The 20,730-nt window shown below is 67.6% G+C and carries 20 protein-coding genes; 14 read left to right on the top strand and 6 right to left on the bottom strand.

Annotated elements, in window-relative coordinates:
• Window positions 1-60 precede the first annotated feature (60 nt).
• Window positions 61-1,317: an ABC transporter substrate-binding protein gene (locus tag ACIQTX_RS15785; protein WP_105527633.1), complete on the top strand. Its 1,257-nt coding sequence runs from the start codon at window positions 61-63 to the stop codon at window positions 1,315-1,317.
• 69 nt (window positions 1,318-1,386) lie between these two features.
• On the opposite strand, the gene ACIQTX_RS15780 is transcribed toward ACIQTX_RS15785, so the two are convergent.
• The 4 genes from ACIQTX_RS15780 to ACIQTX_RS15765 are packed head-to-tail and all read right to left on the bottom strand — an operon-like array spanning window position 1,387 to window position 5,459.
• Window positions 1,387-2,160 (bottom strand): ABC transporter ATP-binding protein, encoded by a 774-nt coding sequence (locus ACIQTX_RS15780; protein WP_402973814.1) that lies wholly within the window; start codon window positions 2,158-2,160, stop codon window positions 1,387-1,389.
• A complete protein-coding gene (locus tag ACIQTX_RS15775; protein ID WP_402973811.1) occupies window positions 2,157-3,152 on the bottom strand; it encodes an ABC transporter ATP-binding protein in 996 nt (331 codons plus the stop codon). Before ACIQTX_RS15775 ends, ACIQTX_RS15780 begins: the two co-directional genes overlap by 4 nt.
• A gap of 40 nt (window positions 3,153-3,192) precedes the next feature.
• On the bottom strand, window positions 3,193-4,170 hold the full coding sequence (locus ACIQTX_RS15770; RefSeq protein WP_028502316.1) for a branched-chain amino acid ABC transporter permease: 978 nt from the start codon (window positions 4,168-4,170) through the stop codon (window positions 3,193-3,195).
• Between the two features lie 5 nt (window positions 4,171-4,175).
• On the bottom strand, window positions 4,176-5,459 hold the full coding sequence (locus ACIQTX_RS15765; protein WP_258131232.1) for a branched-chain amino acid ABC transporter permease: 1,284 nt from the start codon (window positions 5,457-5,459) through the stop codon (window positions 4,176-4,178).
• Between the two features lie 318 nt (window positions 5,460-5,777).
• Here ACIQTX_RS15765 and guaB point away from each other — a divergent pair, with 318 nt between their 5' ends.
• Complete coding sequence (gene guaB / locus ACIQTX_RS15760) at window positions 5,778-7,280, top strand: IMP dehydrogenase (protein WP_402973808.1); 1,503 nt, start codon at window positions 5,778-5,780, stop codon at window positions 7,278-7,280.
• A gap of 73 nt (window positions 7,281-7,353) precedes the next feature.
• Here the strand turns inward: guaB and ACIQTX_RS15755 are convergent, their stop codons facing one another.
• Entirely contained in the window at window positions 7,354-7,842 is a 489-nt protein-coding gene (locus ACIQTX_RS15755; RefSeq protein WP_402973805.1) for a DUF4190 domain-containing protein, read from the bottom strand.
• Between the two features lie 158 nt (window positions 7,843-8,000).
• On the opposite strand from ACIQTX_RS15755, the gene ACIQTX_RS15750 reads away from it, so the two are divergent.
• The 10 genes from ACIQTX_RS15750 (at window position 8,001) to ACIQTX_RS15705 (ending at window position 17,406) form a co-directional block, all read left to right on the top strand.
• A complete protein-coding gene (locus ACIQTX_RS15750; RefSeq protein ID WP_028502319.1) occupies window positions 8,001-8,315 on the top strand; it encodes a DUF2277 domain-containing protein in 315 nt (104 codons plus the stop codon).
• A 145-nt stretch (window positions 8,316-8,460) separates the two neighbouring features.
• Window positions 8,461-9,504, top strand: a complete 1,044-nt coding sequence (locus ACIQTX_RS15745; RefSeq protein ID WP_402973802.1) for a response regulator — start codon at window positions 8,461-8,463, stop codon at window positions 9,502-9,504.
• Window positions 9,504-10,493, top strand: coding sequence for an ATP-grasp domain-containing protein (locus ACIQTX_RS15740; RefSeq protein WP_402973799.1), 990 nt, complete (start codon window positions 9,504-9,506; stop codon window positions 10,491-10,493). The genes ACIQTX_RS15745 and ACIQTX_RS15740 overlap by 1 nt, the downstream gene beginning before the upstream one ends.
• Window positions 10,490-11,203: a PHP domain-containing protein gene (locus ACIQTX_RS15735; RefSeq protein WP_402973796.1), complete on the top strand. Its 714-nt coding sequence runs from the start codon at window positions 10,490-10,492 to the stop codon at window positions 11,201-11,203. Before ACIQTX_RS15740 ends, ACIQTX_RS15735 begins: the two co-directional genes overlap by 4 nt.
• Window positions 11,203-12,690: a glycosyltransferase family 2 protein gene (locus ACIQTX_RS15730; protein ID WP_028502323.1), complete on the top strand. Its 1,488-nt coding sequence runs from the start codon at window positions 11,203-11,205 to the stop codon at window positions 12,688-12,690. The genes ACIQTX_RS15735 and ACIQTX_RS15730 overlap by 1 nt, the downstream gene beginning before the upstream one ends.
• Window positions 12,687-12,830 (top strand): hypothetical protein, encoded by a 144-nt coding sequence (locus tag ACIQTX_RS15725; RefSeq protein ID WP_402973793.1) that lies wholly within the window; start codon window positions 12,687-12,689, stop codon window positions 12,828-12,830. Before ACIQTX_RS15730 ends, ACIQTX_RS15725 begins: the two co-directional genes overlap by 4 nt.
• Window positions 12,827-13,174, top strand: a complete 348-nt coding sequence (locus ACIQTX_RS15720; protein ID WP_028502324.1) for a response regulator — start codon at window positions 12,827-12,829, stop codon at window positions 13,172-13,174. The genes ACIQTX_RS15725 and ACIQTX_RS15720 overlap by 4 nt, the downstream gene beginning before the upstream one ends.
• Entirely contained in the window at window positions 13,171-14,976 is a 1,806-nt protein-coding gene (locus tag ACIQTX_RS15715) for an ATP-binding protein (RefSeq protein WP_402973790.1), read from the top strand. Before ACIQTX_RS15720 ends, ACIQTX_RS15715 begins: the two co-directional genes overlap by 4 nt.
• Before the next feature lie 113 nt (window positions 14,977-15,089).
• Complete coding sequence (locus ACIQTX_RS15710; RefSeq protein ID WP_402973787.1) at window positions 15,090-15,641, top strand: OsmC family protein; 552 nt, start codon at window positions 15,090-15,092, stop codon at window positions 15,639-15,641.
• 76 nt (window positions 15,642-15,717) lie between these two features.
• On the top strand, window positions 15,718-17,406 hold the full coding sequence (locus tag ACIQTX_RS15705; protein ID WP_402973784.1) for an ABC-F family ATP-binding cassette domain-containing protein: 1,689 nt from the start codon (window positions 15,718-15,720) through the stop codon (window positions 17,404-17,406).
• 11 nt (window positions 17,407-17,417) lie between these two features.
• Here the strand turns inward: ACIQTX_RS15705 and ACIQTX_RS15700 are convergent, their stop codons facing one another.
• Entirely contained in the window at window positions 17,418-18,503 is a 1,086-nt protein-coding gene (locus tag ACIQTX_RS15700; protein ID WP_402973781.1) for an FAD-dependent oxidoreductase, read from the bottom strand.
• Window positions 18,504-18,576: 73 nt separating this feature from the next.
• Between ACIQTX_RS15700 and ACIQTX_RS15695 the strand changes: the two genes are divergently transcribed.
• Together ACIQTX_RS15695 and ACIQTX_RS15690 are read left to right on the top strand one after the other, a co-directional pair.
• Window positions 18,577-19,692 carry a GuaB3 family IMP dehydrogenase-related protein gene (locus ACIQTX_RS15695; protein WP_028502331.1) on the top strand — a complete coding sequence of 372 codons (1,116 nt, stop codon included), beginning with the start codon at window positions 18,577-18,579 and terminating at the stop codon, window positions 19,690-19,692.
• Between the two features lie 59 nt (window positions 19,693-19,751).
• Window positions 19,752-20,510 carry an SURF1 family protein gene (locus tag ACIQTX_RS15690; protein WP_402975558.1) on the top strand — a complete coding sequence of 253 codons (759 nt, stop codon included), beginning with the start codon at window positions 19,752-19,754 and terminating at the stop codon, window positions 20,508-20,510.
• The last annotated feature ends 220 nt before the right edge of the window (window positions 20,511-20,730 follow it).

Below are 20,730 nucleotides of genomic sequence, written 5' to 3'. Positions count from 1 at the left end.
CCTAGTGTTAGAGCACCCGATTGTGGTCACAATCCACGTTCAGTTACGCAAGGGAGCATCATGAACGCATTGAAGGGCTCGCGCACAGCGAAGGTCTTCGCCGGGATCGCACTGATCAGTGCATCCGCCATCGTCATCGCCGGCTGCAGCAGCACGCCGAGCTCGGAGAACGGCGGCAGCGACAAGCCAGCTGCCGACCTGACGCTCAAGCTCGGATCGCTGCTTCCGCAGACGGGTTCGCTGGCGTTCCTCGGCCCGCCCATGGAGTCCGGTGTCGGACTCGCGGTCCAGGAGGTCAACGACGCTGCCGCCGGAGTCACCATCGACCTGACGGCCGAAGACGAGGGCGACACAGACACCAAGGCCTACGAGACCTCGATCACCAAGCTGCAGGGTGCCGGCGTCTCCGCCATCGTCGGAGCCGCCGCTTCCGGTGTCTCCAAGCTCATCCTCGACGGCAACGTGAGTGCGGGGATCCTGCAGATCTCGGCCTCGAACACGTCGCCCGACTTCACCACGTGGGACGACAACGGCCTGTACTTCCGTACCGCCCCCAGCGACCTGCTCCAGGGTGAGGTGCTCGGCAACCTGATCGCCGAGGACGGAGCCAAGACGCTCGGGATCATCTACCAGAACGACGCTTACGGCACCGGCCTGAACGACGCCATCACGTCGACGTTCGAGGGCACCGGTGGCGAGGTCGTCGAGTCGGTCTCGTTCAACGTCGGTGATGCGCAGTTCGACGCACAGGTCGAGTCCATCAAGGCTCAGAACCCCGACGCTGTCGCGATCGTGTCGTTCGACCAGTTCAAGACCATCGCGCCGCTGCTGGTGAACGCCGGCATCTCGGCCGACAAGTTCTACATGGTCGACGGCAACCTGTCCGACTACGGCACGGAGATCCCGGTCTCGCTCGAAGGCGCGCAGGGAACCAAGGCCGGTCCGGCACTCGCAGATGACTTCACCGACCGGCTCCAGGCCTACTGGACCGGTGAGGGCAACCCCGAGGTCAAGGACTTCACCTACGCGGCTGAGGCCTACGACGCCGTCATCCTCGTGGCGCTCGCCTCGCTCGCGGCCGGTTCCACCACCGGCACGGACATCGCAGGCAAGATGCAGGAAGTGTCGGGCGGCTCCGGTGACGGCAAGGAGTGCACCACCTTCGCCGAGTGCGCCAAGATCATCAACGACGGCGGTGTGGCCGACTACAACGGGTACTCCGGCGACATCACGTTCGATGAGGCAGGCGACCCCCAGGGTGCCTCGATCGGTATCTACAAGTACGGTGCCGACAACATGATCACCCGCACCAACTGATCTCAGGATCACATGACGAAGGCCCCGGATCTGATCCGGGGCCTTTGTCGTGGGTGCGGGCTGCGCGGCTCAGGCCGCGTCGGTGCCGAGGGTTCCGAGGTAGAGACCGATCACCTTCGGGTCGTTCAGCAGATCCCGACCGGTGCCTTCGTGGGCGTCCTTGCCCTGATCGAGCACATAGCCGCGGTCGCAGATCTGCAGACAGCGGCGGGCGTTCTGCTCCACCATGATCGTCGTGACGCCGGCCTTGTTGATGTCGGAGACCCGGATGAACGCATCGTCCTGACGCACGGGGGAGAGGCCTGCTGACGGCTCGTCGAGGAGCAGCACCGACGGGTCCATCATCAGCGCGCGCGACATGGCGACCATCTGACGCTCGCCGCCGGAGAGAGACCCGGCGCGCTGTTTGAGGCGCTTGCCCAGCTCGGCGAAGATGCCGGTGACGAACTCGAGCCGCTCCGGGTAGATCTTGGGGTTCTGATAGAGCCCCATCTGCAGGTTCTCCTCGATCGAGAGCGATGGGAACACGTTGTTCGTCTGCGGCACGAAGGCCACCCCGCGCCGGACGAGCTTGTCGGCCTTCAGGCCGACGATGCTCTCGCCTTTCACCGTGATGTCGCCGCTTCGCACGTTGACCAGTCCGAAGATCGCCTTGAGCAGAGTCGACTTGCCGGCGCCGTTCGGACCGATGATGCCGATCAGCTCACCCTGGCGGGCGACGAGGTTCGCGCCGTTGAGGATGTTCACGCCCGGGAGGTATCCGGCGTGCACGTCCTTCAGCTCGACCACGATGTCGTCGGGTGTTGCGGCCTGTGGTGCGTTCGTCGGCGTTTCCGCGCTCATACGGCGCCCTTCCCGTCGGTGCCGGGGGCCGTATCGCTCGCTTCGAGCTCGGCCTCGGCTTCTGCTTCGATCTTCTCGCGGAGGCGGATCGCGGTGGCATCCTCGAGCACCGGGATGCGCCCGGTGACGGCTCCCAGGTCGAGATCCTGGTGCGCGCCCAGGTAGGCGTCCACGACCGCGGGGTTCTCCATGACCTCGTCGGGAGGCCCCTCCGCGACGACGCGTCCTTCGGCCATCACGATCACCCAGTCGGCGATGTGGCGGACCATGTGCATGTCGTGCTCGACGAACAGCACGGTCATCCCCTGCTCCTTGAGGTCGAGGATGTGGTCGAGCAGCGACTGCGTGAGGGCGGGGTTGACGCCGGCCATGGGCTCGTCGAGCATCACCAGCGTCGGATCGCTCATCAGCGCTCGCGCCATCTCGAGGAGTTTGCGCTGACCGCCGGACAGCGATGCGGCGAAGTCCTTCTCCTTCGCGTCGAGCTTGAAGCGTGCGAGCAGTTCTCGCGCCTTGCCCTCGATCTCGGTGTCCTGCGCCCGCCACAGGAACGGGAACAGGCTGGCCCAGAAGCCTTCGCCACGCTGGTGAGGAGCGCCGAGCTTCATGTTCTCGAGGACCGTGAGCAGCGAGAGCGACTTGGTCAGCTGGAAAGTGCGGACCTGCCCCATCCTGGCCACCTTGAAGGAAGGGACGCCGGAGAGGCTGTGGCCGTCGAACGACCAGGTTCCGCTGTTGGGCTTGTCGAATCCGCAGAGCAGATTGAAGAGAGTGGTCTTTCCCGCTCCGTTCGGACCGATCAGCGCGGTGATCGCACCCCGAGGCACTTCGACATGGTCGACGTCGACGGCGGTCAGACCGCCGAAGCGGCGCTGGACGGCATCGACGATGAGGATCGGATCGACCTTGGCGACGCCCGGCTTCACCTCGCCTTTCGTGAGGCCGGTCGTCTTCGGGCGTCGGATGCTTCCCGTTGCGGGTGCGGCGGTCACCGTCGCGTCGTCGGACGCGGGGACCGATTCTGGGGTCAGTTCACTTGACAAAGGTCATCTCCCTCTTGTCTCCGAGGATTCCCTGCGGGCGGAAGATCACGAGCAGCATCAGGGCGACGCCGACGAAGACGAAGACGAGCGTCGACGCCTGGCTGTCGGACATAGGCAGGAGGCCCGCTTTCGCCAGGGATGGGAGCAGGTTGGCCATGAAAGCGAACACGACCCAGAAGAGCACGGCACCGAGCGTGGGCCCGAACACCGTGGCGGCGCCACCGAGAAGGAGGATCGTCCACAGGAAGAACGTCAGCGACGTCGAATAGCTGCCGGGGACGACCGCCGAGGGGAGGACGAAGATGATCCCGCCGGCCGCGCCGATCACACCACCGACGACGAGTGCCTGCATCTTGTAGGCGAAGACGTTCTTGCCGAGCGAGCGCACGGCGTCCTCGTCTTCGCGGATGCCTTTGAGGACTCGCCCCCACGGGCTGCGCATCAGCGCCCACACCAGCAGGATGGCGACAGCGAGGACGATCACGCCGAACACGCGGTTCCACAGGTCGTTCGCGCTGTACATCCATGGCCCGAACCCGTATGTGCCCGGGGGGATGGGGTTCGCGTCGCGGAATCCGCCGTTGTACTGCGCCAAGCCGTCGGCCGAGTTCGTGAACTCGTCGAAGAGCTGCGTCGTGAACAGCAGTCTCACGATCTCGCCGGCGGCGATCGTCGCAATGGCGAGATAGTCGGCGCGCAGGCGCAGCGTCGGGATGCCGAGGAGGACGGCGAAGAACGCGCCTCCCAGCAATCCGATGAGCATGCCGATCCACCAGGGCAGGCCGAAGCTCAGCACCGAGATGGCGTAGCCGTAGCCGCCGATCGCCATGAACGCCGCCATGCCGAAGTTGAGCAGGCCGGCGTATCCGAAGTGCACGGCGAGACCGGTCGCTGCGAGCGCGTAGGCGATGGTGACCGGGCTGAAGAGGTAGACGGCCGTGTTGGAGAAGATGCTTCCGAAGTCCATGGCGATCAGCCCAACCTTTCCCTGCGTCCGAGCAGACCCTGCGGTCTCACGAGGAGGATGACGATGAGCACGACGAGCGCGCTCGCGTACTTCAGGTCCGACGGGATCCACAGCGTCGAGACCTCGACCGCGATACCGACGATGAGAGAACCGACGAGAGCGCCGAAGGCCGTGCCGAGGCCGCCGAGCGTGATGGCGGCGAAGATCAGCAGCAGCATCTGCATGCCCATGTCCCACTTCACGCCCGGGCGGAAGTAGCCCCAGAGCACACCGGAGATCGCGGCGAGAGTGCCGGCGAGGATCCAGACGTACCGGATGACCTTGTCGACGTCGATACCGGATGCTGCAGCGAGCTGCGGGTTGTCGGAGATCGCGCGGGTCGCCTTACCGATGCGGGTCCGCGTGAGGAAGAAGGCGACGGCGATGATGACGACGATGCTCACGCTCATGGCGATGATGTCGATGTAGGACAGCGAGATCGGTCCGAACTGGATGGGCGTCGGACTGGCGCCGGGCAGCTGGTAGGTGCCGCCGCCGATCATGAATTGGAACACGTACCGCAGCGCGAGCGAGAGCCCGATGCTGACGATCATCAGCTGCACCACTCCGAGGCCGCGCCTTCGCAGCGGACGCCAGAGGCCCGCATCGAGCGCCCAGCCGAACAGCCCGCCGCCGATCACGGCCGCAGCGATGCCGACCCAGAGCGGGAGGTGCCAGAAGGTGGTCGTGACGAGGGCGACCAATCCGCCCCACGTCACCATCTCGGCGTGCGCGAAGTTCGACAGCCGCGTGGTGCCGTAGATCAATGCTGCACCCATCGAGGCGAGTGCCAGCAGCAGGCCGAAGTTCAGCCCGCCGACCAGCCGCGAGAGCAGCTGATCGATGAAGGAGACGGTGACCCGCTCACCCTCGCCGAGGAACAGATTCATGATCTTGGTTCCGGTGAGACCGAACTCGACCTCGAAGGAGGCCGTCGTGCCCGAGATCGGCTGCGTCCCCGGTGGCAGGAGTGACGCGTCGACGATGACGCCGTCGGGAAGGGTCGACTCGTCGACCGTCAGTGTGTACTTCGCCTTCTCGGGCACGTAGAGACGCCATTTACCTTCGGCGTCCGTCTCGGTCTCGCCCTTGAAGCCCTTGCCATCGATGGACATGACCACGCCTTCGACGGGTTGATCATCGAAGGTGACGACACCGGCGAGGTAGAACTCTGTGACCTCCTGCCCGTCGTCCGTCGTCTCGGCCGAAGCCGATGAGGGGGGCAGGAACACGAACGCGGTGAGCGCCATGAGGATAGCGAGCAGCGCGACCACCCAGGGGCGCTTTCGCTGCACGACGATTGTTGTGGGTCCCACGCAACCTCCACTATGAGTGCTGTGTCTCTGCGGTGTCGGGTTCGACCGCAGGGATGGACGACGCATTTGAGCGTAATGCGCGATCGGCGATTCACCTACGGTCCGTGTCAACAGTCCGGTAACGACGGGCTTCTGGGAATGTTCTCGGGCGTGTCTCGCTTAGAATCTTCATACGGGCCGCGGCCCCGCACCGGCCGACGTCGACCACCCCCTCGCACTCGGACATGCGCGACTCGCGCAGAAGGAGAATCCATGGAACAGCACGATCCCTTCGGCTTCGTCGGACTGACGTACGATGACGTGCTGTTGCTCCCAGGGCACACCGACGTCATCCCCAGCGAAGCAGACACGTCTTCTCGCATCACCCGGCGTATCTCGGTCGCCACTCCGCTGCTCTCGAGTGCGATGGACACCGTCACCGAGTCGCGCATGGCGATCGCGATGGCTCGTGAGGGCGGCATCGGCATCCTGCACCGCAACCTGGCCATCGCCGACCAGGCCGCGCACGTCGACCGCGTGAAGCGCAGCGAGTCCGGCATGATCACCGACCCGATCACGACGACGCAGGACGCGACGGTCGAAGAGGTCGACAACCTCTGCGCGAAGTACCGCATCTCGGGTCTTCCCGTCGTCGATGACGAGGGCAAGCTGGTCGGCATCATCACGAACCGCGACATGCGCTTCGTCTCGGGCTTCGAGCGCCAGACGACGTTCGTCAAAGACGTCATGACGAGCGAGAACCTCGTCACGGCTCGGGTCGGCGTCGCTGCAGGCGAGGTCATCGCGCTGTTCGCGAAGCACCGCGTCGAGAAGCTGCCGCTGATCGACGACGAGGGCAAGCTCGCCGGTCTCATCACCATCAAGGACTTCGACAAGAGCGAGAAGTATCCGCTCGCCACCAAGGACGATCAGGGTCGACTGCGCGTCGGCGCGGCGATCGGCTTCTTCGGCGACGCCTGGGAGCGTGCAGAGGCCTTGCGCGACGCAGGGGTCGACGTGCTCGTCGTCGACACCGCGAACGGCCAGTCCCAGGGTGTCATCGACATCGTCCGCCGGCTGAAGGCCGACTCGTCGTTCGAGCACATCGACATCATCGGCGGCAACGTCGCGACCCGTGAAGGCGCTCAGGCGCTGATCGATGCCGGCGTCGACGCGGTCAAGGTCGGTGTCGGTCCCGGATCCATCTGCACCACGCGTGTCGTGGCCGGTGTCGGTGTGCCCCAGGTCACCGCGGTCTACGAGGCCTCCCTCGCCGCACGTCCCGCCGGGGTCCCGGTCATCGCCGACGGCGGTCTGCAGTACTCGGGCGACATCGCCAAGGCGCTGGTCGCCGGTGCCGACGCCGTGATGCTCGGCTCGCTCCTGGCCGGTACCGACGAGTCGCCCGGTGAGATCGTCTTCCAGTCCGGCAAGCAGTTCAAGCAGTACCGGGGCATGGGCTCGCTCGGTGCGATGCAGACCCGCGGCAAGCAGACCTCATACTCCAAGGACCGCTACTTCCAGGCCGACGTCCCCAGCGACGACAAGCTCATCCCCGAGGGCATCGAGGGACAGGTGCCGTACCGCGGACCCCTCGCCGCCGTGGCGTATCAGCTGGTCGGCGGCCTGCGGCAGTCGATGTTCTACGTGGGTGCGCGCACGATCGAAGAGCTCAAGACGCGCGGCAAGTTCGTGCGCATCACCTCGGCGGGGCTCAAGGAGTCGCACCCGCACGACGTGCAGATCGTCGTCGAGGCGCCGAACTACAAGAAGTAGTCGCCACCGACACAGCGAGAGGGACCGGATGCGATGCGCATCCGGTCCCTCTCGCTGTTCGCGTCAGTGCGGATCAACCGCAGGTGTAGGTGACGCCGTTGACTTCCCATACTCCGGCGCCGAGCTCTCCGCACATCCCGACGAGGCTCGCCGCCACCGCGACGAGGATGACCACGAGGATGATCCAGAAGATGGTGACGAGCGCGCCGACGATGATGCCGGCGATGGCGAGACCCTTCGGCTGCTTGGCCTTGCCGAGTTTCACGGCCGCCACGATGCTGATGATGAGGCCGACCGGAGCGACCAGGAAGGCCAGCACGAGACCGACGATCGAGAGCACGCGTCCGGGCGGAGTCGGCTGGGGCTGCGGGTAGACGGGCGCCTCGGGGGCCGGGTAACCCGCAGCCGGGTAGCCTGCGGCGGGTGCGGCCGGTGCGGCGCTCGGTGCGGCGTCCCACGCGGGAGCGGGAGGAGCGGGAGGAGCGGCGGGAGCAGCGGGCGGCGGCGTGCCCGGGTCGGAGGAGTCGGGGGTCGGCGGCTCGGGGAACGGGGGGTTCGTCATGTTCTGTCCTGTCGACGGTGTGCACGGGGGAACACGCTCGGCGGTTCCGATTGCCCCGAGCGTAGCGAGCGCGAAGCCCCTCGCACCATCCCATCGCGGATCATCACCGCACCCTGCCGCCTCTTCCGTCTGTCCACGGCCCGGCGTAGCGTGCCGGTATGTGCCGAAACATCGTCCCGTTGAACAATCTCGAGCCCGCGGCCACCGAGGCGGAATGCCACGACGCCGCCCTGCAGTTCGTTCGCAAGATCGCCGGGACGACGGCGCCCTCGCGAGCCAATGAAGCCGCCTTCGACAGTGCGGTCGAAGAGATCGCGCAGGTCGTCAGCCGTCTCCTCGGCGAGCTCGTCACCGCGGCACCTCCGAAGAATCGCGAGGACGAAGCAGCCAAGCGACGGGCGCGATCCGCCGAGCGCTACGAGGCGATCAGGGTCTTTCAGGCGGAGAAGCGCGCCGCTCGTGCCGACGCCTAGTCGAGGAGCCGCTCGACGGTTGTGCTGTATGCCACAATCGACATACCCCGCTCGACTTTCCCTGCGGTCACGGTGTTGAAGGCGCCGAGATCGCGATGCCGACCCCCATCGGCGAGGGAACCTCCCCAAGGAGAGCTGCAAACACATGCCTGAGGATGCTCCCCGCGTACTCGTCGTCGACGACGACCCCGATGTGGCCCTGCTCGTGAAGACCGTTCTCGAGCGACGGGCCGGCTGCATCGTCGACGTCGCCGAAGACGGCCAGATCGCGGTCGAGCGCGTCGCAGCGTCACGCCCCGACGTCGTCGTGACCGACATCGAGATGCCGGGGCTCAGCGGCCTCGAGCTGCTCGCCGAGCTGCGACGAATGGATCCCTCCGTTCCCGTGGTCGTGATGACCGCACACGTCTCCGTCGAGTACGCGGTCTCGGCACTGCGGGCGCAGGCTGACGAGTTCCTCACCAAGCCGCTCGACAACGGCAAGCTCGTCGAGGCGGTCATCCGCCTGGTGGAGGAAGGGCGTCGCCGCCGCGAGGAGGCGCGAAAACCCGAGCGGGTGCTCGCGATCGGCGCACATCCGGACGATGTCGAGATCGGAGTCGGCGGGCTGCTTGCAGCCCACGCCAGGGCCCAGGACGAGATCACCATCCTGACGCTGTCCCGTGGCGCTCGTGGCGGAGACGCCGACAGCCGACAGAACGAGTCGCTGGCGGCCGCCGAGATGCTGGGTGCTCGGCTCTTCCTCAAGGATCTCGTAGACACGGAGATCTCCGGCGGCGGCTCGACCGTCCGTCTCATCGAGAAGGTCGTGCAGGAGGTCCAGCCCACGATCGTCTACACGCACTCGAGCCATGATCGTCACCAGGATCACCGCGCAGTGAGCGAAGCCACCATCGTGGCGACCCGGCGCGTCGGCACGGTCGCGTGCTACCAGAGTCCCTCTTCCACGATCGATTTCCGCCCCACGCGGTTCGTGCGGATCGATCAGTACCTCGATGAGAAGCTTCAGCTGCTCGAGCGCTTCGGCTCGCAGACCGAGAGCCGCGAGTACCTCGCACCCGAGTTCGTGACGGCGACTGCGCGGTACTGGTCGAGGTTCGGCGGCGGAACGGCGGTCGAGCCACTCGAGGTCGTGCGTGAGACCGCGGAGTTCATCGGCGCCCACGAATTCACCCGACGGGAGAGCTGATGACGAAACGTGTGCTGGTGACCGGTGCCGGTGGGCCGGCCGGAGTCGCCGTGATCCGCTCGCTCCTGCGTCGCTCTGACCTGACAGTGTTCGCCGCCGATATGGACGGCTGGGCGAGCGGCATCTACCTGGTGCCCCCGGAGCAGCGCCGTCTGGTGCCGCCGGGGCGGGATGCGGACTTCGTGTCGACGATCGCGCGGATGGTCGCCGACGACGCGCTCGACCTCGTGATCTCGACGGTCGACGTCGAACTCATCGCCCTCGCAGACCGGCGGGACGAATTGGCGCCCGCGGTTCTGGCCGCACCCTCGGCGGACACGCTGAACACCGCGCTCGACAAGCTGGCCCTCGCCGAGCGCTGCGCCGCGACCGGCCACACCCCGCGCACGGTTCTGGCCGGGAGCGATGCAGAGGCCGTCGACTGGGAGTTCCCGGTCTTCGCCAAACCGCGCCAGGGAGCCGGTAGTCGCGGGGTGCGCCTCGTGCCCGACCGGGCCGCTCTCGAAGCACTGCCGACCGACGAAGGCCTCATCGTGCAGGACTACCTCCCGGGGGAGGAGTACTCCGTCGACGTCATCGCCGATGCAGCCGGCACCGTCATCGCCGCCGTGCCCCGCACCCGCGCCAGGGTCGACTCCGGCGTCGCCATCGCCGGGCGCACGGTCCTCGACCCCGAGCTGGAGGAGACGGCCGCATCGATCGCGCGGGCGATCGGACTCGTCGGCGTCGCGAACGTGCAGCTGCGGCGCGATCGCAGCGGCCGCGCCGTGCTGCTCGAGGTCAATCCGCGTTTTCCCGGCGCGCTGCCCCTGACGATCGCGGCCGGGGTCGACATCCCCTCGCTCGTGGCCGACCTGTTCCTGGGGCGCGAGCTGCCGGTGCGGATCCCGTTCCGCGAAGTCGCCTCGGTGCGCTTCCTCGAAGACATCATCGTCGAGCTCGACGACCTGCTGGTCTCCGACCATGCGGGGCATCAGGAGGAACTGTGATCAACGCGGCGCTCCGCGGCGATCACCACGTCCACTCGACGTTCTCGGACGATGCCGTCTCGACGCTCGCGCAGAACGTCGAGGCCGCATCGGCGGTCGGGCTCACGACGCTGCGTCTGGTCGATCATGTGCGTCAGAGCACAACCTGGGTACCCGAGTACCTCGCCGCCGTCCGCGCACTCCGGGTGCCGGACGGGCTCACGGTTCTCACCGGCGTCGAGGCGAAGATCCTCGACGTCGCAGGAACACTCGACATCCCGGTGCTTCCGACCGGCATCGATCGGATCCTCATCGCGGACCATCAGTTCCCCGGAGTGGAGGGTCCGCTCGGACCCTCAGCCGTGCGGGAGCGGATCGCCGAGGGGTGGGCGACCGACGACGTGCTCGACCAGCTCATCGAAGCGCTCATCGCGACGATGCGCCGGTATCCGGGGAACCAGCTCGCACACTGCTTCTCGATCCTGCCGAAGATCGGTCTGTCCGAGGGTGACCTCGGTGCGCAGCGCACCGAGGCCTGGGCGCGAGCAGCCGTCGACACCGGCACGCTCGTCGAGGTGAACGAGAAATGGAGCTGCCCCGGGGTCGCGACGCTGGCCACGCTGCGCCGAGCCGGTGGCGACATCGTCGCCTCCACCGACAGCCACGACGCATCGGAGGTCGGCCGCTACTCCCGGATCATCCCGGTGCTCGACGCGGTCGAGGCCTCCTGATGGTCGACCTCACCTGGCTGCAGACCGTGCTGGTCATCCTGCTCCTGCTCTGCGTCCTGGTCGGCACGCTGCCGGTGATCAACACCGGGCTGCAGTTCCTCGCCTTGCCGCTGCACGCATTCCGCAACCACTACGGCAAGGCGGCGCCCTACCACCCGAACGTCGCGGTCATCATCCCCGCGTGGAACGAGGGGGCGGTGATCGGTCCAGCGATCGAGCGTCTGCTCCAGCTCGAATACCCGGCCGACCGCCTCCGGGTCTTCATCGTCGACGATGCCTCCACCGACGACACCCCGGCCATCGCCGCCGCCAAGGTCGCTGCCCACCCCGGACGCGTCGTGCACCTGCGGCGGGAGAAAGGCGGCGAGGGCAAGGCGCACACCCTCAACCACGGCCTCGACGTGGTCCTCGCCGATTCCTGGACCGAAGCCGTGCTCATCATGGACGCCGACGTGATCTTCGCACGCGACTCGCTGCGCAAGCTCTCCCGGCACCTCGCCGACGAGAAGGTCGGCGCCGTCACGGCCTACATCGCGGAGGGCAGCCGCGACCGCAACTACCTCACCAGGTTCATCGCGATCGAGTACGTGATCGGGCAGCTCTCGGCACGCCGAGTCCAGAACGTCGGGGGCGCGATCGCGTGCCTGGCCGGTGGCGCGCAACTGCACTCGAGGGCGAACCTCGAGGCGATCGGCGGGCGGATCCCCACCGGCACTCTCGCCGAGGACACCATGACCACGTTCGAGGGGCAGCTCAAGGGGCGTCGGATGGTCTTCGAACCGCACGCCGTCGTGTTGGCAGAAGAACCGCGCACGATCGACAGCCTGTGGAAGCAGCGGCTGCGGTGGGCGCGAGGCAACGTTCAGCTGACCTCGATCTACCGAAAGCTCTGGTTCCGTCCGAGCCGGGAACACAAGCTGGGCAGCTTCGGGTTCGGTCTCGCCTGGTTCACGATCCTGCTGCTGCCCGCCTTCATGCTCCTGGCCGCGGCCGGCATGCTCGCACTGTTGGTCCTGCACAGCGACATCGCCGAGTTCGTCTTCCGCTTCATGTGGATCTCCGCGGCCTGCATCTACCTCTTCTCGATGCTGTACGCGGTGCAGCTCGACCCGCGCACCGGCCGGCACTCCTGGCGTGAGGCGATCATGTTCCCAGGGCTCGGGGCATTGATCCTGATGGCCATCGCGCTGTTCCCGTGGGCGTTCGAGTCGGTTCTGACGGCGCTCGGGCTGCAGCTGACAGACCAGTCCCGCATCACGTGGGCAGTGATCTTCTACCTCTGGGGGCCGATCTCGATGCTCGGGATCTGGTTGGCGCGTGCGGTGGAGCCTCTTCCCGGCGGACGGTTCTTCGCCGGTCTCCTGCTCTACATCTGCGGCTACGGTTCGCTGCTGTGCGCCATCACCGTGGACTCCTACATCAAAGAGTGGCGTCGAGCTGACGCCTCCTGGATCAAGACAGAGAAGATCGGACGTGTCGACTCATGACCGCAGCACCGTCACACGACGTCGAGGTGGAGGAGATCGCCGCGGACGGCCGCCGAGAGCGGCGACTGATCCCGCAGGCGCTTCTCGCTCTCGCGGTCGTCGTCATCGTGGTCGTCGTACGAGAGCTGTTCCTGCGATGACCGGGAGGCCGTTGGCCCTGGTCGTCGAAGACGCCCCCGACCAGGCGGCGCTCCTGCGTCGCTACCTCGACCGTGAGGGCTTCGATGTGTTCATCGCTCCGGACGCCGAGTCGGCGATCGCGGCGTTCCCCGACATCGACCCTGCTCTCGCGGTGCTCGACCTCCTCCTTCCCGGCATCTCGGGGCAGGAATGTGCGCGTCTGGTGCAGGAGCGGTTCCCCGACTGCTTCCTCGTGATCAGCTCGGTGCTCGACGCGGCCGACTACCCGCCGGCCGATGCCGCACTGCCGAAGCCGATCACCGGCTCGGACCTGCACGCCATCGTCGGTCGGGTGCGGCGATGAGGGCGACGCCGCTCGACCGTGCGGAGAACCGCTGGTATCAGGTCTTCGACAGCCCGAGCCCGCTTCTCAAGCAGGCGCCGACGGTCATCGCGACGGTCATCGCGGCGATCCTGACCTGGTGGGTCCCCGACCTTCCGGTCACGCATTTCGCGCCGGCGGTGGCAGGAATCGCCGTCGTCCTCGTCGCCACCGCGTTCGCCGCCGTGCTCACAGCCCGCGGGATGCACGACGGCTGGGCCGTGCTGCTCATCCCCATCGTCGACATCGTCGGCCTCGGTCTCTTCCGCACCGGCACCGGCGGCGCCACCTCGCTCTTCTCGTCGCTCGTTCTCCTGCCCGTGGTCTGGTTGGCTGCGGCTCCCGGCATCCGCTGGGTCTTCGTCGTCGGCGGGCTGACCTCGATCGCGCTGCTGATGCCGTACTTCACCGATCCTCCCGACACCTCGGTCGAGTGGCTGCGGGGCGTGGTGGGTCCGCTGGTGTTCTCGGCGGTGGCAGCAGTCATCAACCAGCTCTCCCGGCAGCAGCGCATGCGCGTCGAGCAGGCGGAGGAGCTGGTAGCCGAACGCACCAGGGCGCTGTCGGAGAACGTCGCCATGATCGTGCAGCTGCGTGACAAGGAGCGCCAGTATCGAGAACTGCTGGACTCGTTCGAGAGCCTGTGGTCATCGATCACGGCGCAGGCGGTGATCGCGACGGATTGCAGCGGCACCGTGACCGCCTGGAACCCCGGAGCTGTGCGGCTGCTCGGACTCCCCGTCGACGAAGCGCTCAAGGGCGTGCGCATCGATCGCTTCTTCTCGACCGCCGTCCTCTCGATGCTGGCCGCGGAGAACGCCGAGCCCCCGCAGCTCGTGCCGGGGCTCCCTCCGGGCTACACCGAGCTCTCGCCGGGGATCAAGGCGCTGTTCGCGCAGGCCGATGCCGGCGCCACGGTCGACGGTGACATCGATGTGATCACGACGGGAGGGACAACGGTTCCGGCCCGCGTGACCGTCACTCCCCACAAGGACGGCGCAGGGGCGCAGCAGGGATACCTGTTCGTGCTCACGGATGAGACCAGGGCCGTCGAGGTGGCGCGGATGAAGGACGAGTTCGTCGGGATGATCTCGCACGAGCTCCGCACGCCTCTCAGCGCCATCATCGGCTTCCTGGATCTGCTCCAGAACGATCCGGGGCGACCGCTCACCGACGACCAGCAGGAGTTCGTCGGGATCATCGAGCGCAACGCGCAGCGTCTGCTCAACCTCGTGGGCGATCTGCTCTTCACCGCCCAGGTCGAGTCCGGACGATTCCCGCTGGAGCGCGAGGAGGCCGACGTGGCGGAGCTGGTCCGCTCTGCCGCGAGGTCGGCCGGACCGCACGCGCAGCGAGAGGGGATCGAGCTGATCGCAGAGGTGGGCGTTGACGCAGTACCCGTCTTCGTCGACGCCGGCAGGGTCGGGCAGGCCATCGACAACCTGCTCTCCAACGCCATCAAGTTCACCCCTCGAGGGGGGAAGGTCACGGCCGGAGTGCGGCAGGTCGACGGCGGCGTCGAGTTCTTCATCTCGGATACGGGCGTCGGGATCCCCGAAGACGAGCAGGGGATGCTGTTCACCCGCTTCTTCCGCGCGTCGACCGCGACGCGCAACGCGGTCCCGGGCGTGGGTCTCGGGCTCACGATCACCAGAGCCATCGTCCTGGCGCACGGCGGCACGATGGAGGTGACCAGCCAGGAGGGCGTGGGCACGGAGTTCCGTTTCGTCCTGCCGGCGGCTCCGCGCACCGAGGTGCTGATGAGCCTGAGCCGCGCCGACTGACCGCGACCCGGTGGCGCCGGGGCCATCCGGAGATCGTGACGCCCTGTGTCCGCCTGTGAAGCCCCGTGACGTGCGGCGGGTTGTTCGCTGGAGACGCTCGCTACCGTCGGGCCATGACTCTTCTCCAGGACCAGCTCGCCGGCATCGCCGATGTCACACCTGTCGAGCGCGCGCAGCGACTCACCGACGCCGGCGCCGCGTGGAACGAGAGGATCGCGGCGGACGACGCGAACGCCCAGCTCACGTATCGGGTCAGCGGCCGCGGCATCGGATCGGTCGCCACGGAGATCCGCGCGGGCAAGCACCGCTTCCTCGTCGATGAGCCCGGTGCGCTCGCCGGCGACGACGTGGCGGCGAGCCCCGTCGAGTACGCGCTGGGCGCCCTCATCTCCTGCCAGGTGGTCGTCTACCGGCTCTATGCACAGGCCCTCGGGCTCACGATCGACGAGATCGAGATCACTGCGGAGGGAGACCTGGATGTGCGAAAGCTGTTCGGTATCGACGAGTCGGGGCGCGCCGGATTCCACGACGTGCGGGTATCGGTCGACATCACGGGACCTGACAGCGCGGAGCAGTACGAGAACCTGCGCTCGGTCGTCGATGCGCACTGTCCCGTTCTCGACCTCTTCGCAGCACCCGTGCCGACAGCGAGCGCTCTCGCCTGAGCAGGTCTGAGCATCGTGGCTCAACCTGATAGCCTGGTCGGCTCGGCATGCGCGGGCGGAAGGACGGCCACGCACCGTGGGCTATATCGATGTCTCCAGCGTCTCGCTGACGCTCCCAGACGGCAGACCTCTTCTCGATGAGGCGACATTCAGAGTCGGCGCCGGCTCGACCAGTGCGCTGATCGGTCCGAACGGAGCGGGCAAGACGACCCTCCTGCGGATCATCCGCGGCGATCAAGCCGCGGACGACGGCGTCGTGACGATCGACGGCGGGCTCGGCGTCATGGACCAGTTCGTCGGCCATGGCGAGGCCGGCGAGACCGTGCACCAGCTGCTGGCGCGCGTCGCCCCCGCACGCATCCGCACGGCGGCCGAAGCGCTCGAGGCAGCCGAGAACGCACTGATCGAACGCGATGAGCACGACACGCAGATGGCCTACGCGTCGGCGCTCGCCGAGTATGCGGACGCGGGCGGCTACGAGCATGAGACCGTGTGGGACCAGTGCACGGTCGCGGCGCTCGGGCTGCCCTTCGAGCGTGCGAGGTATCGCGAGCTCACGACCCTCTCCGGCGGGGAGCAGAAGCGGCTCGCTCTCGAGGCGCTGCTGCGCGGCCCCGATGAGGTGTTGCTGCTGGACGAGCCGGACAACTACCTCGATGTGCCGACCAAACGGTGGCTCGAAGAGCAGCTGCGCCAGACGCCGAAGACCGTGCTGCTGGTGTCGCACGACCGTGAACTGCTCGCGCGTGCGGTCGATCGGCTGATCACGCTCGAACCCGGTGGCGCCGGAGCCACGGCGTGGGTGCACGGCGGTGGGTTCTCGACGTATCAGCAGGCGAGGACCGACCGGATGGATCGGCTCGACGAGTTGCGCAGGCGTTGGGATGAGCAGCACGAGAAGCTGCTCACCCTCGTCGCGAACCTCAAGGTGAAGGCCTCGGCGAACGACGGCTTCGCGTCGCGGTATCAGGCGGCGCAGACCCGTCTGCGCAAGTTCGAGGAGGCGGGACCACCGGAGGAGCGTCCGCCGTCGCAGGACTTCGACATGCGTCTGCGCGGCGCACGTACCGGCAAGCGCGCCGTGGTTGCACAGCGGCTCGAACTGATCGGGCTCATGCGTCCGTTCGACGCGGAGGTCTGGTACGGCGACCGGGTCGCGGTGCTCGGGTCGAACGGATCGGGCAAGTCGCATTTCTTGCGGCTGCTCGCGCGCGGCGGCAGCGATCCTGACTCCACGCTCGGTCACGTCACATCGACCGGGGAGCAGTTGAGCGCGGTGGAGCACACCGGCACCGCGACCCTCGGAGCGCGCGTCGTACCCGGGCTCTTCGCGCAGACGCATGCGCATCCGGAGTTCGTCGGACGCACGCTGCTGGAGATCCTGCACCGCGGCGACGACCGCCGCGCCGGGATGCCGCGGGACGCCGCGAGTTCGGCGCTCGACCGCTACGGACTCGTGCGTCAGGCCCAGCAGACGTTCGACTCGCTCTCGGGTGGGCAGCAGGCACGGTTCCAGGTGCTGCTTTTGGAGCTCTCGGGGGCGACTCTGCTGCTGCTGGACGAGCCGACGGACAACCTCGACCTGGAGTCGGCCGAAGCCCTCGAACAGGCGTTGGCGCGATTCGAGGGGACCGTGCTCGCGGTCACCCACGATCGCTGGTTCGCCCGGTCGTTCGACCGGTTCCTGGTGTTCGGCTCCGACGGCGAGGTCTACGAGTCCGATGCTCCGGTGTGGGACGAGAAGCGCGTGGCCCGCGCCCGCTGAGCGGTGCGGGTTCAGGGCAGTCGGAAGGGCGCGGCGGCGCGGGCGGCGGGGTCGATCGCGAGGTCGGCGAGGACCCCGCCGACACCCGGTGCGAACTTGAAACCGTGGCCGGAGAATCCCGCGCCCACCACGATCCGGCCGCGGCGATCGAGCACGAAGGTCCCGTCGTCGGTCGATGTGTACGTGCAGCTGATCGGTGCGGCTGACGCGGGGTCGAGGCCCGGCATCCACTCCCGTACGTAGTCCGCCAGCGCTCGCTCGTGCGTGGGCAGGTGCGGGCGGGCGTCCGGGTCGATCTCGTCGCCCACGCGGTGGAATCCCACCTTCACGCCCTCGCCCGGTGTGGGCATGCCGTAAACGGTCGCGGGGTATCCCGCAGGGTCGACGTAGTGGTTGAACGACGGCCACGGCGCATCCGTCGACGGCCGGAAGTGCGCCGGTGTCTCTTCGGTGACGGTGAGCCGTGGCAGTCCGAGTCGGGCGAGGAGCTTCCCCGTCCATGCGCCGGCGGTCACGACGACGGTCTCCGCGCGGACTCGATTGCCGTCGGCGAGAGCGAGCACAGCGCCATCCGGACTCTCGCCGATGTGCGCGACCGGTGTGTTCCAGCGCACCTCGCCGCCTCCGACGACGATTCGCCGTTCGAGCTCGCGCAACGTCTCCGCCGCGCGCACGGCTCCGGCGTCGGAGGACCACAGCACGTCGCCGTCGAACCGCATCCCCGGCCACCGGGTGTCGGCTTCGGCGGGGGAGAGGATCGTGGACGGGATGCCGCGGGCGGCGAGCCCCGTGTGCACAGCGGCGATGTCGAGGTCTCCGTGCGTGACGAGCCCGTGCAGGCGCAGCAGTGGTTCGCCGTCGACCTCGCCGAGCGCATCCCATCCGTCGCGGGCGCGCACCAGCAGGTCGAGGTAGTGCTCCTCGTCGTACGCGTTGTTGAAGTTGCGGGTCGCTCCGTGAGATGCGCCTTCGTGGTGGCCGCGGGCGAAGCGCTCCAGAACGAGGGGACGCAGGCCCCGGCGCACCAGCTCCCAGGCCGTCGCCAAACCCATGACGCCACCGCCCACCACGACGATGTCGACGGTCTCGGTCCTCATGCTGCCTCCCGGTCTCGCCTCCAGTCTCCCAGCACGGGTGCGCCCGGCCGCCGGGTAGGCTGGTGGGGTGACCATGGAGATCGAGCTCGGCCGAGGAAAGCGTGCACGTCGCGCGTACACGTTCGATGACATCGCGGTGGTGCCTTCGCGGCGCACGCGCAACCCGGAGGACGTGTCGACCGCCTGGACGATCGACGCCTTCGGCTTCGAGATCCCGGTGCTCGGTGCACCGATGGACTCGGTCGTGAGCCCGCAGACCGCGATCATGCTCGGGCAGCTCGGCGGACTGGGTGTGCTCGACCTCGAAGGACTGTGGACGCGCTACGAGAACCCGGAGCCGCTGCTGGCGGAGATCGCCGGTCTCGACGATGCCAAGGCCACGGTGCGGATGCAGGAGCTGTACTCCGAGCCGATCAAGCCCGAGCTCATCACCCGCCGTCTTGCCGAGGTCCGCGAGGCCGGCGTCACGGTCGCAGGCTCCCTGACCCCCCAGCGCACCCAGGAGTTCTACGACACCGTCGCTGCGGCGGGCGTCGACCTGTTCGTGATCCGCGGCACCACGGTGTCGGCCGAGCACGTCTCGAGCGTCGCAGAGCCCCTCAACCTCAAGAAGTTCATCTACGACCTCGACGTGCCCGTGATCGTCGGCGGAGCGGCGACCTACACCGCTGCCCTCCACCTGATGCGCACGGGCGCCGCCGGCGTGCTCGTCGGCTTCGGCGGGGGAGCGGCGTCCACCACCCGCGCGACCCTCGGCATCCACGCGCCGATGGCGACTGCGGTCTCCGATGTCGCAGCTGCTCGCCGCGACTACCTCGACGAGTCCGGCGGACGCTACGTGCACGTGATCGCCGATGGTGGCGTCGGCACCTCCGGCGACATCGTCAAGGCTCTCGCGATGGGTGCCGACGCGGTCATGCTGGGCGTTGCGCTCGCGCGTGCCACCGACGCTCCCGGTCGTGGTTTCCACTGGGGCCCCGAGGCGCACCACCCGAAGCTTCCGCGCGGCCACCGCGTCGAAGTCGGCGGCATCGGCACGCTCGAGGAGATCCTGTACGGACCGGCGCCCGTCGCTGACGGCACCGCGAACCTCATCGGCGCGCTGCGCAAGTCGATGGCGACCACCGGATACTCCGACCTCAAGGAGTTCCAGCGGGTCGAGGTCGTGCTCGCACCGTACGAGGCCTGAGGGTCCTGCGCTTCACCGTGACGAATCCTGCTCTGTTCCCCCCGACTCTCCGCGAGGTCATGCTTCGGGGACGCTGGATCGGGATGCTCCTGCTCTGCCTTCTGGTCGCCGGCGTTTTCGCCTGGCTCGGCCAGTGGCAGCTCGAGCGTGCGATCGAGACCGATCCGCCTGCTCCCGGCGCCACCGAGCAGGTGCTGCCGCTGACGGAGGTCCTGGAACCGGGGGAGTACCTTCCTGAACCGCTCGTCGGTCAGCGTGTCGAGACCTCGGGCGCGTGGGTGCCGGAAGACTTCCTCGTCGTGTCGAGTCGATTCAACGACGATGTCCAGGGCTATTGGGTCACCGGTCAGCTGCGGGTCGATGAGGGCGTCTCGATCGCGGTCGCGATCGGCTGGGCTCCCGATCAGAAGACCGCCGACGCCGCTGTGAAAGAGCTCGAGGCCGGTGCCGACGGCTCCGAAGTGGCCGTCTCCGGACGCATCATCTCCGACGAGGGTCCGCGCGTGCCACCGCATGCGAACCCGGACCAGATGGACCGGATGTCGCCTGCAGCTCTCCTCAGCCGCTGGCACGACATCGAGCAGCTCGATGTCTACCGTCCGTATCTCGCCTCGACGACCGCGACGGCCGGACTGGCCGACATCTCCTCTCCCGCACCGGATGAGATCTCGCCGGTCAACTGGCTCAACGTCTTCTACGCGGTCGAGTGGGCGATCTTCGCCGGCTTCGCGTTCTACCTCTGGTATCGCCTGGCGAAGGACGCCTGGGAGCGCGAGGTCGAGGAGTTCGAAGAGCAGGCTGCGGCCGAAGCCGTCTGACCACTCGCGCATCCGCGCGTGATCTGGTGCGCAATTGTGCGTCGCCCTCCCTGGTTAGCGACCTTCGTCAGGGGTCGCGCGGGCCATCCGGTGAGCGCTCGATGACGAATCGGGAAACTCCGTTGAGGATGTCCGGACCGCTCCGTATGCTCGCACCATGTGAGCATGCTGGGAGTTTCCCCTGTGTGCCGTGACAGTCCTGAGAAGTGTCGAACCCGAC

The organism is Microbacterium sp. NPDC090281 (assembly GCF_044769635.1).
Lineage (GTDB): Bacteria > Actinomycetota > Actinomycetes > Actinomycetales > Microbacteriaceae > Microbacterium.
This window is presented reverse-complemented; position numbering and strand designations above follow the sequence as displayed.

Bases quoted from the DNA above. Each gene is read 5' to 3' on its own strand.
- ACIQTX_RS15750 (WP_028502319.1), top strand. From the start codon at position 8,001: ATGTGCCGAAACATCGTCCCGTTGAACAATCTCGAGCCCGCGGCCACC.
- ACIQTX_RS15720 (WP_028502324.1), top strand. From the start codon at position 12,827: ATGACCGGGAGGCCGTTGGCCCTGGTCGTCGAAGACGCCCCCGACCAG.
- ACIQTX_RS15695 (WP_028502331.1), top strand. From the start codon at position 18,577: ATGGAGATCGAGCTCGGCCGAGGAAAGCGTGCACGTCGCGCGTACACG.
- ACIQTX_RS15755 (WP_402973805.1), bottom strand. From the start codon at position 7,842: ATGACGAACCCCCCGTTCCCCGAGCCGCCGACCCCCGACTCCTCCGAC.
- ACIQTX_RS15730 (WP_028502323.1), top strand. From the start codon at position 11,203: ATGGTCGACCTCACCTGGCTGCAGACCGTGCTGGTCATCCTGCTCCTG.
- guaB (WP_402973808.1), top strand. From the start codon at position 5,778: ATGGAACAGCACGATCCCTTCGGCTTCGTCGGACTGACGTACGATGAC.
- ACIQTX_RS15765 (WP_258131232.1), bottom strand. From the start codon at position 5,459: ATGGCGCTCACCGCGTTCGTGTTCCTGCCCCCCTCATCGGCTTCGGCC.
- ACIQTX_RS15710 (WP_402973787.1), top strand. From the start codon at position 15,090: ATGACTCTTCTCCAGGACCAGCTCGCCGGCATCGCCGATGTCACACCT.
- ACIQTX_RS15715 (WP_402973790.1), top strand. From the start codon at position 13,171: ATGAGGGCGACGCCGCTCGACCGTGCGGAGAACCGCTGGTATCAGGTC.
- ACIQTX_RS15780 (WP_402973814.1), bottom strand. From the start codon at position 2,160: ATGAGCGCGGAAACGCCGACGAACGCACCACAGGCCGCAACACCCGAC.
- ACIQTX_RS15725 (WP_402973793.1), top strand. From the start codon at position 12,687: ATGACCGCAGCACCGTCACACGACGTCGAGGTGGAGGAGATCGCCGCG.
- ACIQTX_RS15740 (WP_402973799.1), top strand. From the start codon at position 9,504: ATGACGAAACGTGTGCTGGTGACCGGTGCCGGTGGGCCGGCCGGAGTC.
- ACIQTX_RS15745 (WP_402973802.1), top strand. From the start codon at position 8,461: ATGCCTGAGGATGCTCCCCGCGTACTCGTCGTCGACGACGACCCCGAT.
- ACIQTX_RS15700 (WP_402973781.1), bottom strand. From the start codon at position 18,503: ATGAGGACCGAGACCGTCGACATCGTCGTGGTGGGCGGTGGCGTCATG.
- ACIQTX_RS15785 (WP_105527633.1), top strand. From the start codon at position 61: ATGAACGCATTGAAGGGCTCGCGCACAGCGAAGGTCTTCGCCGGGATC.
- ACIQTX_RS15690 (WP_402975558.1), top strand. From the start codon at position 19,752: ATGCTTCGGGGACGCTGGATCGGGATGCTCCTGCTCTGCCTTCTGGTC.
- ACIQTX_RS15770 (WP_028502316.1), bottom strand. From the start codon at position 4,170: ATGGACTTCGGAAGCATCTTCTCCAACACGGCCGTCTACCTCTTCAGC.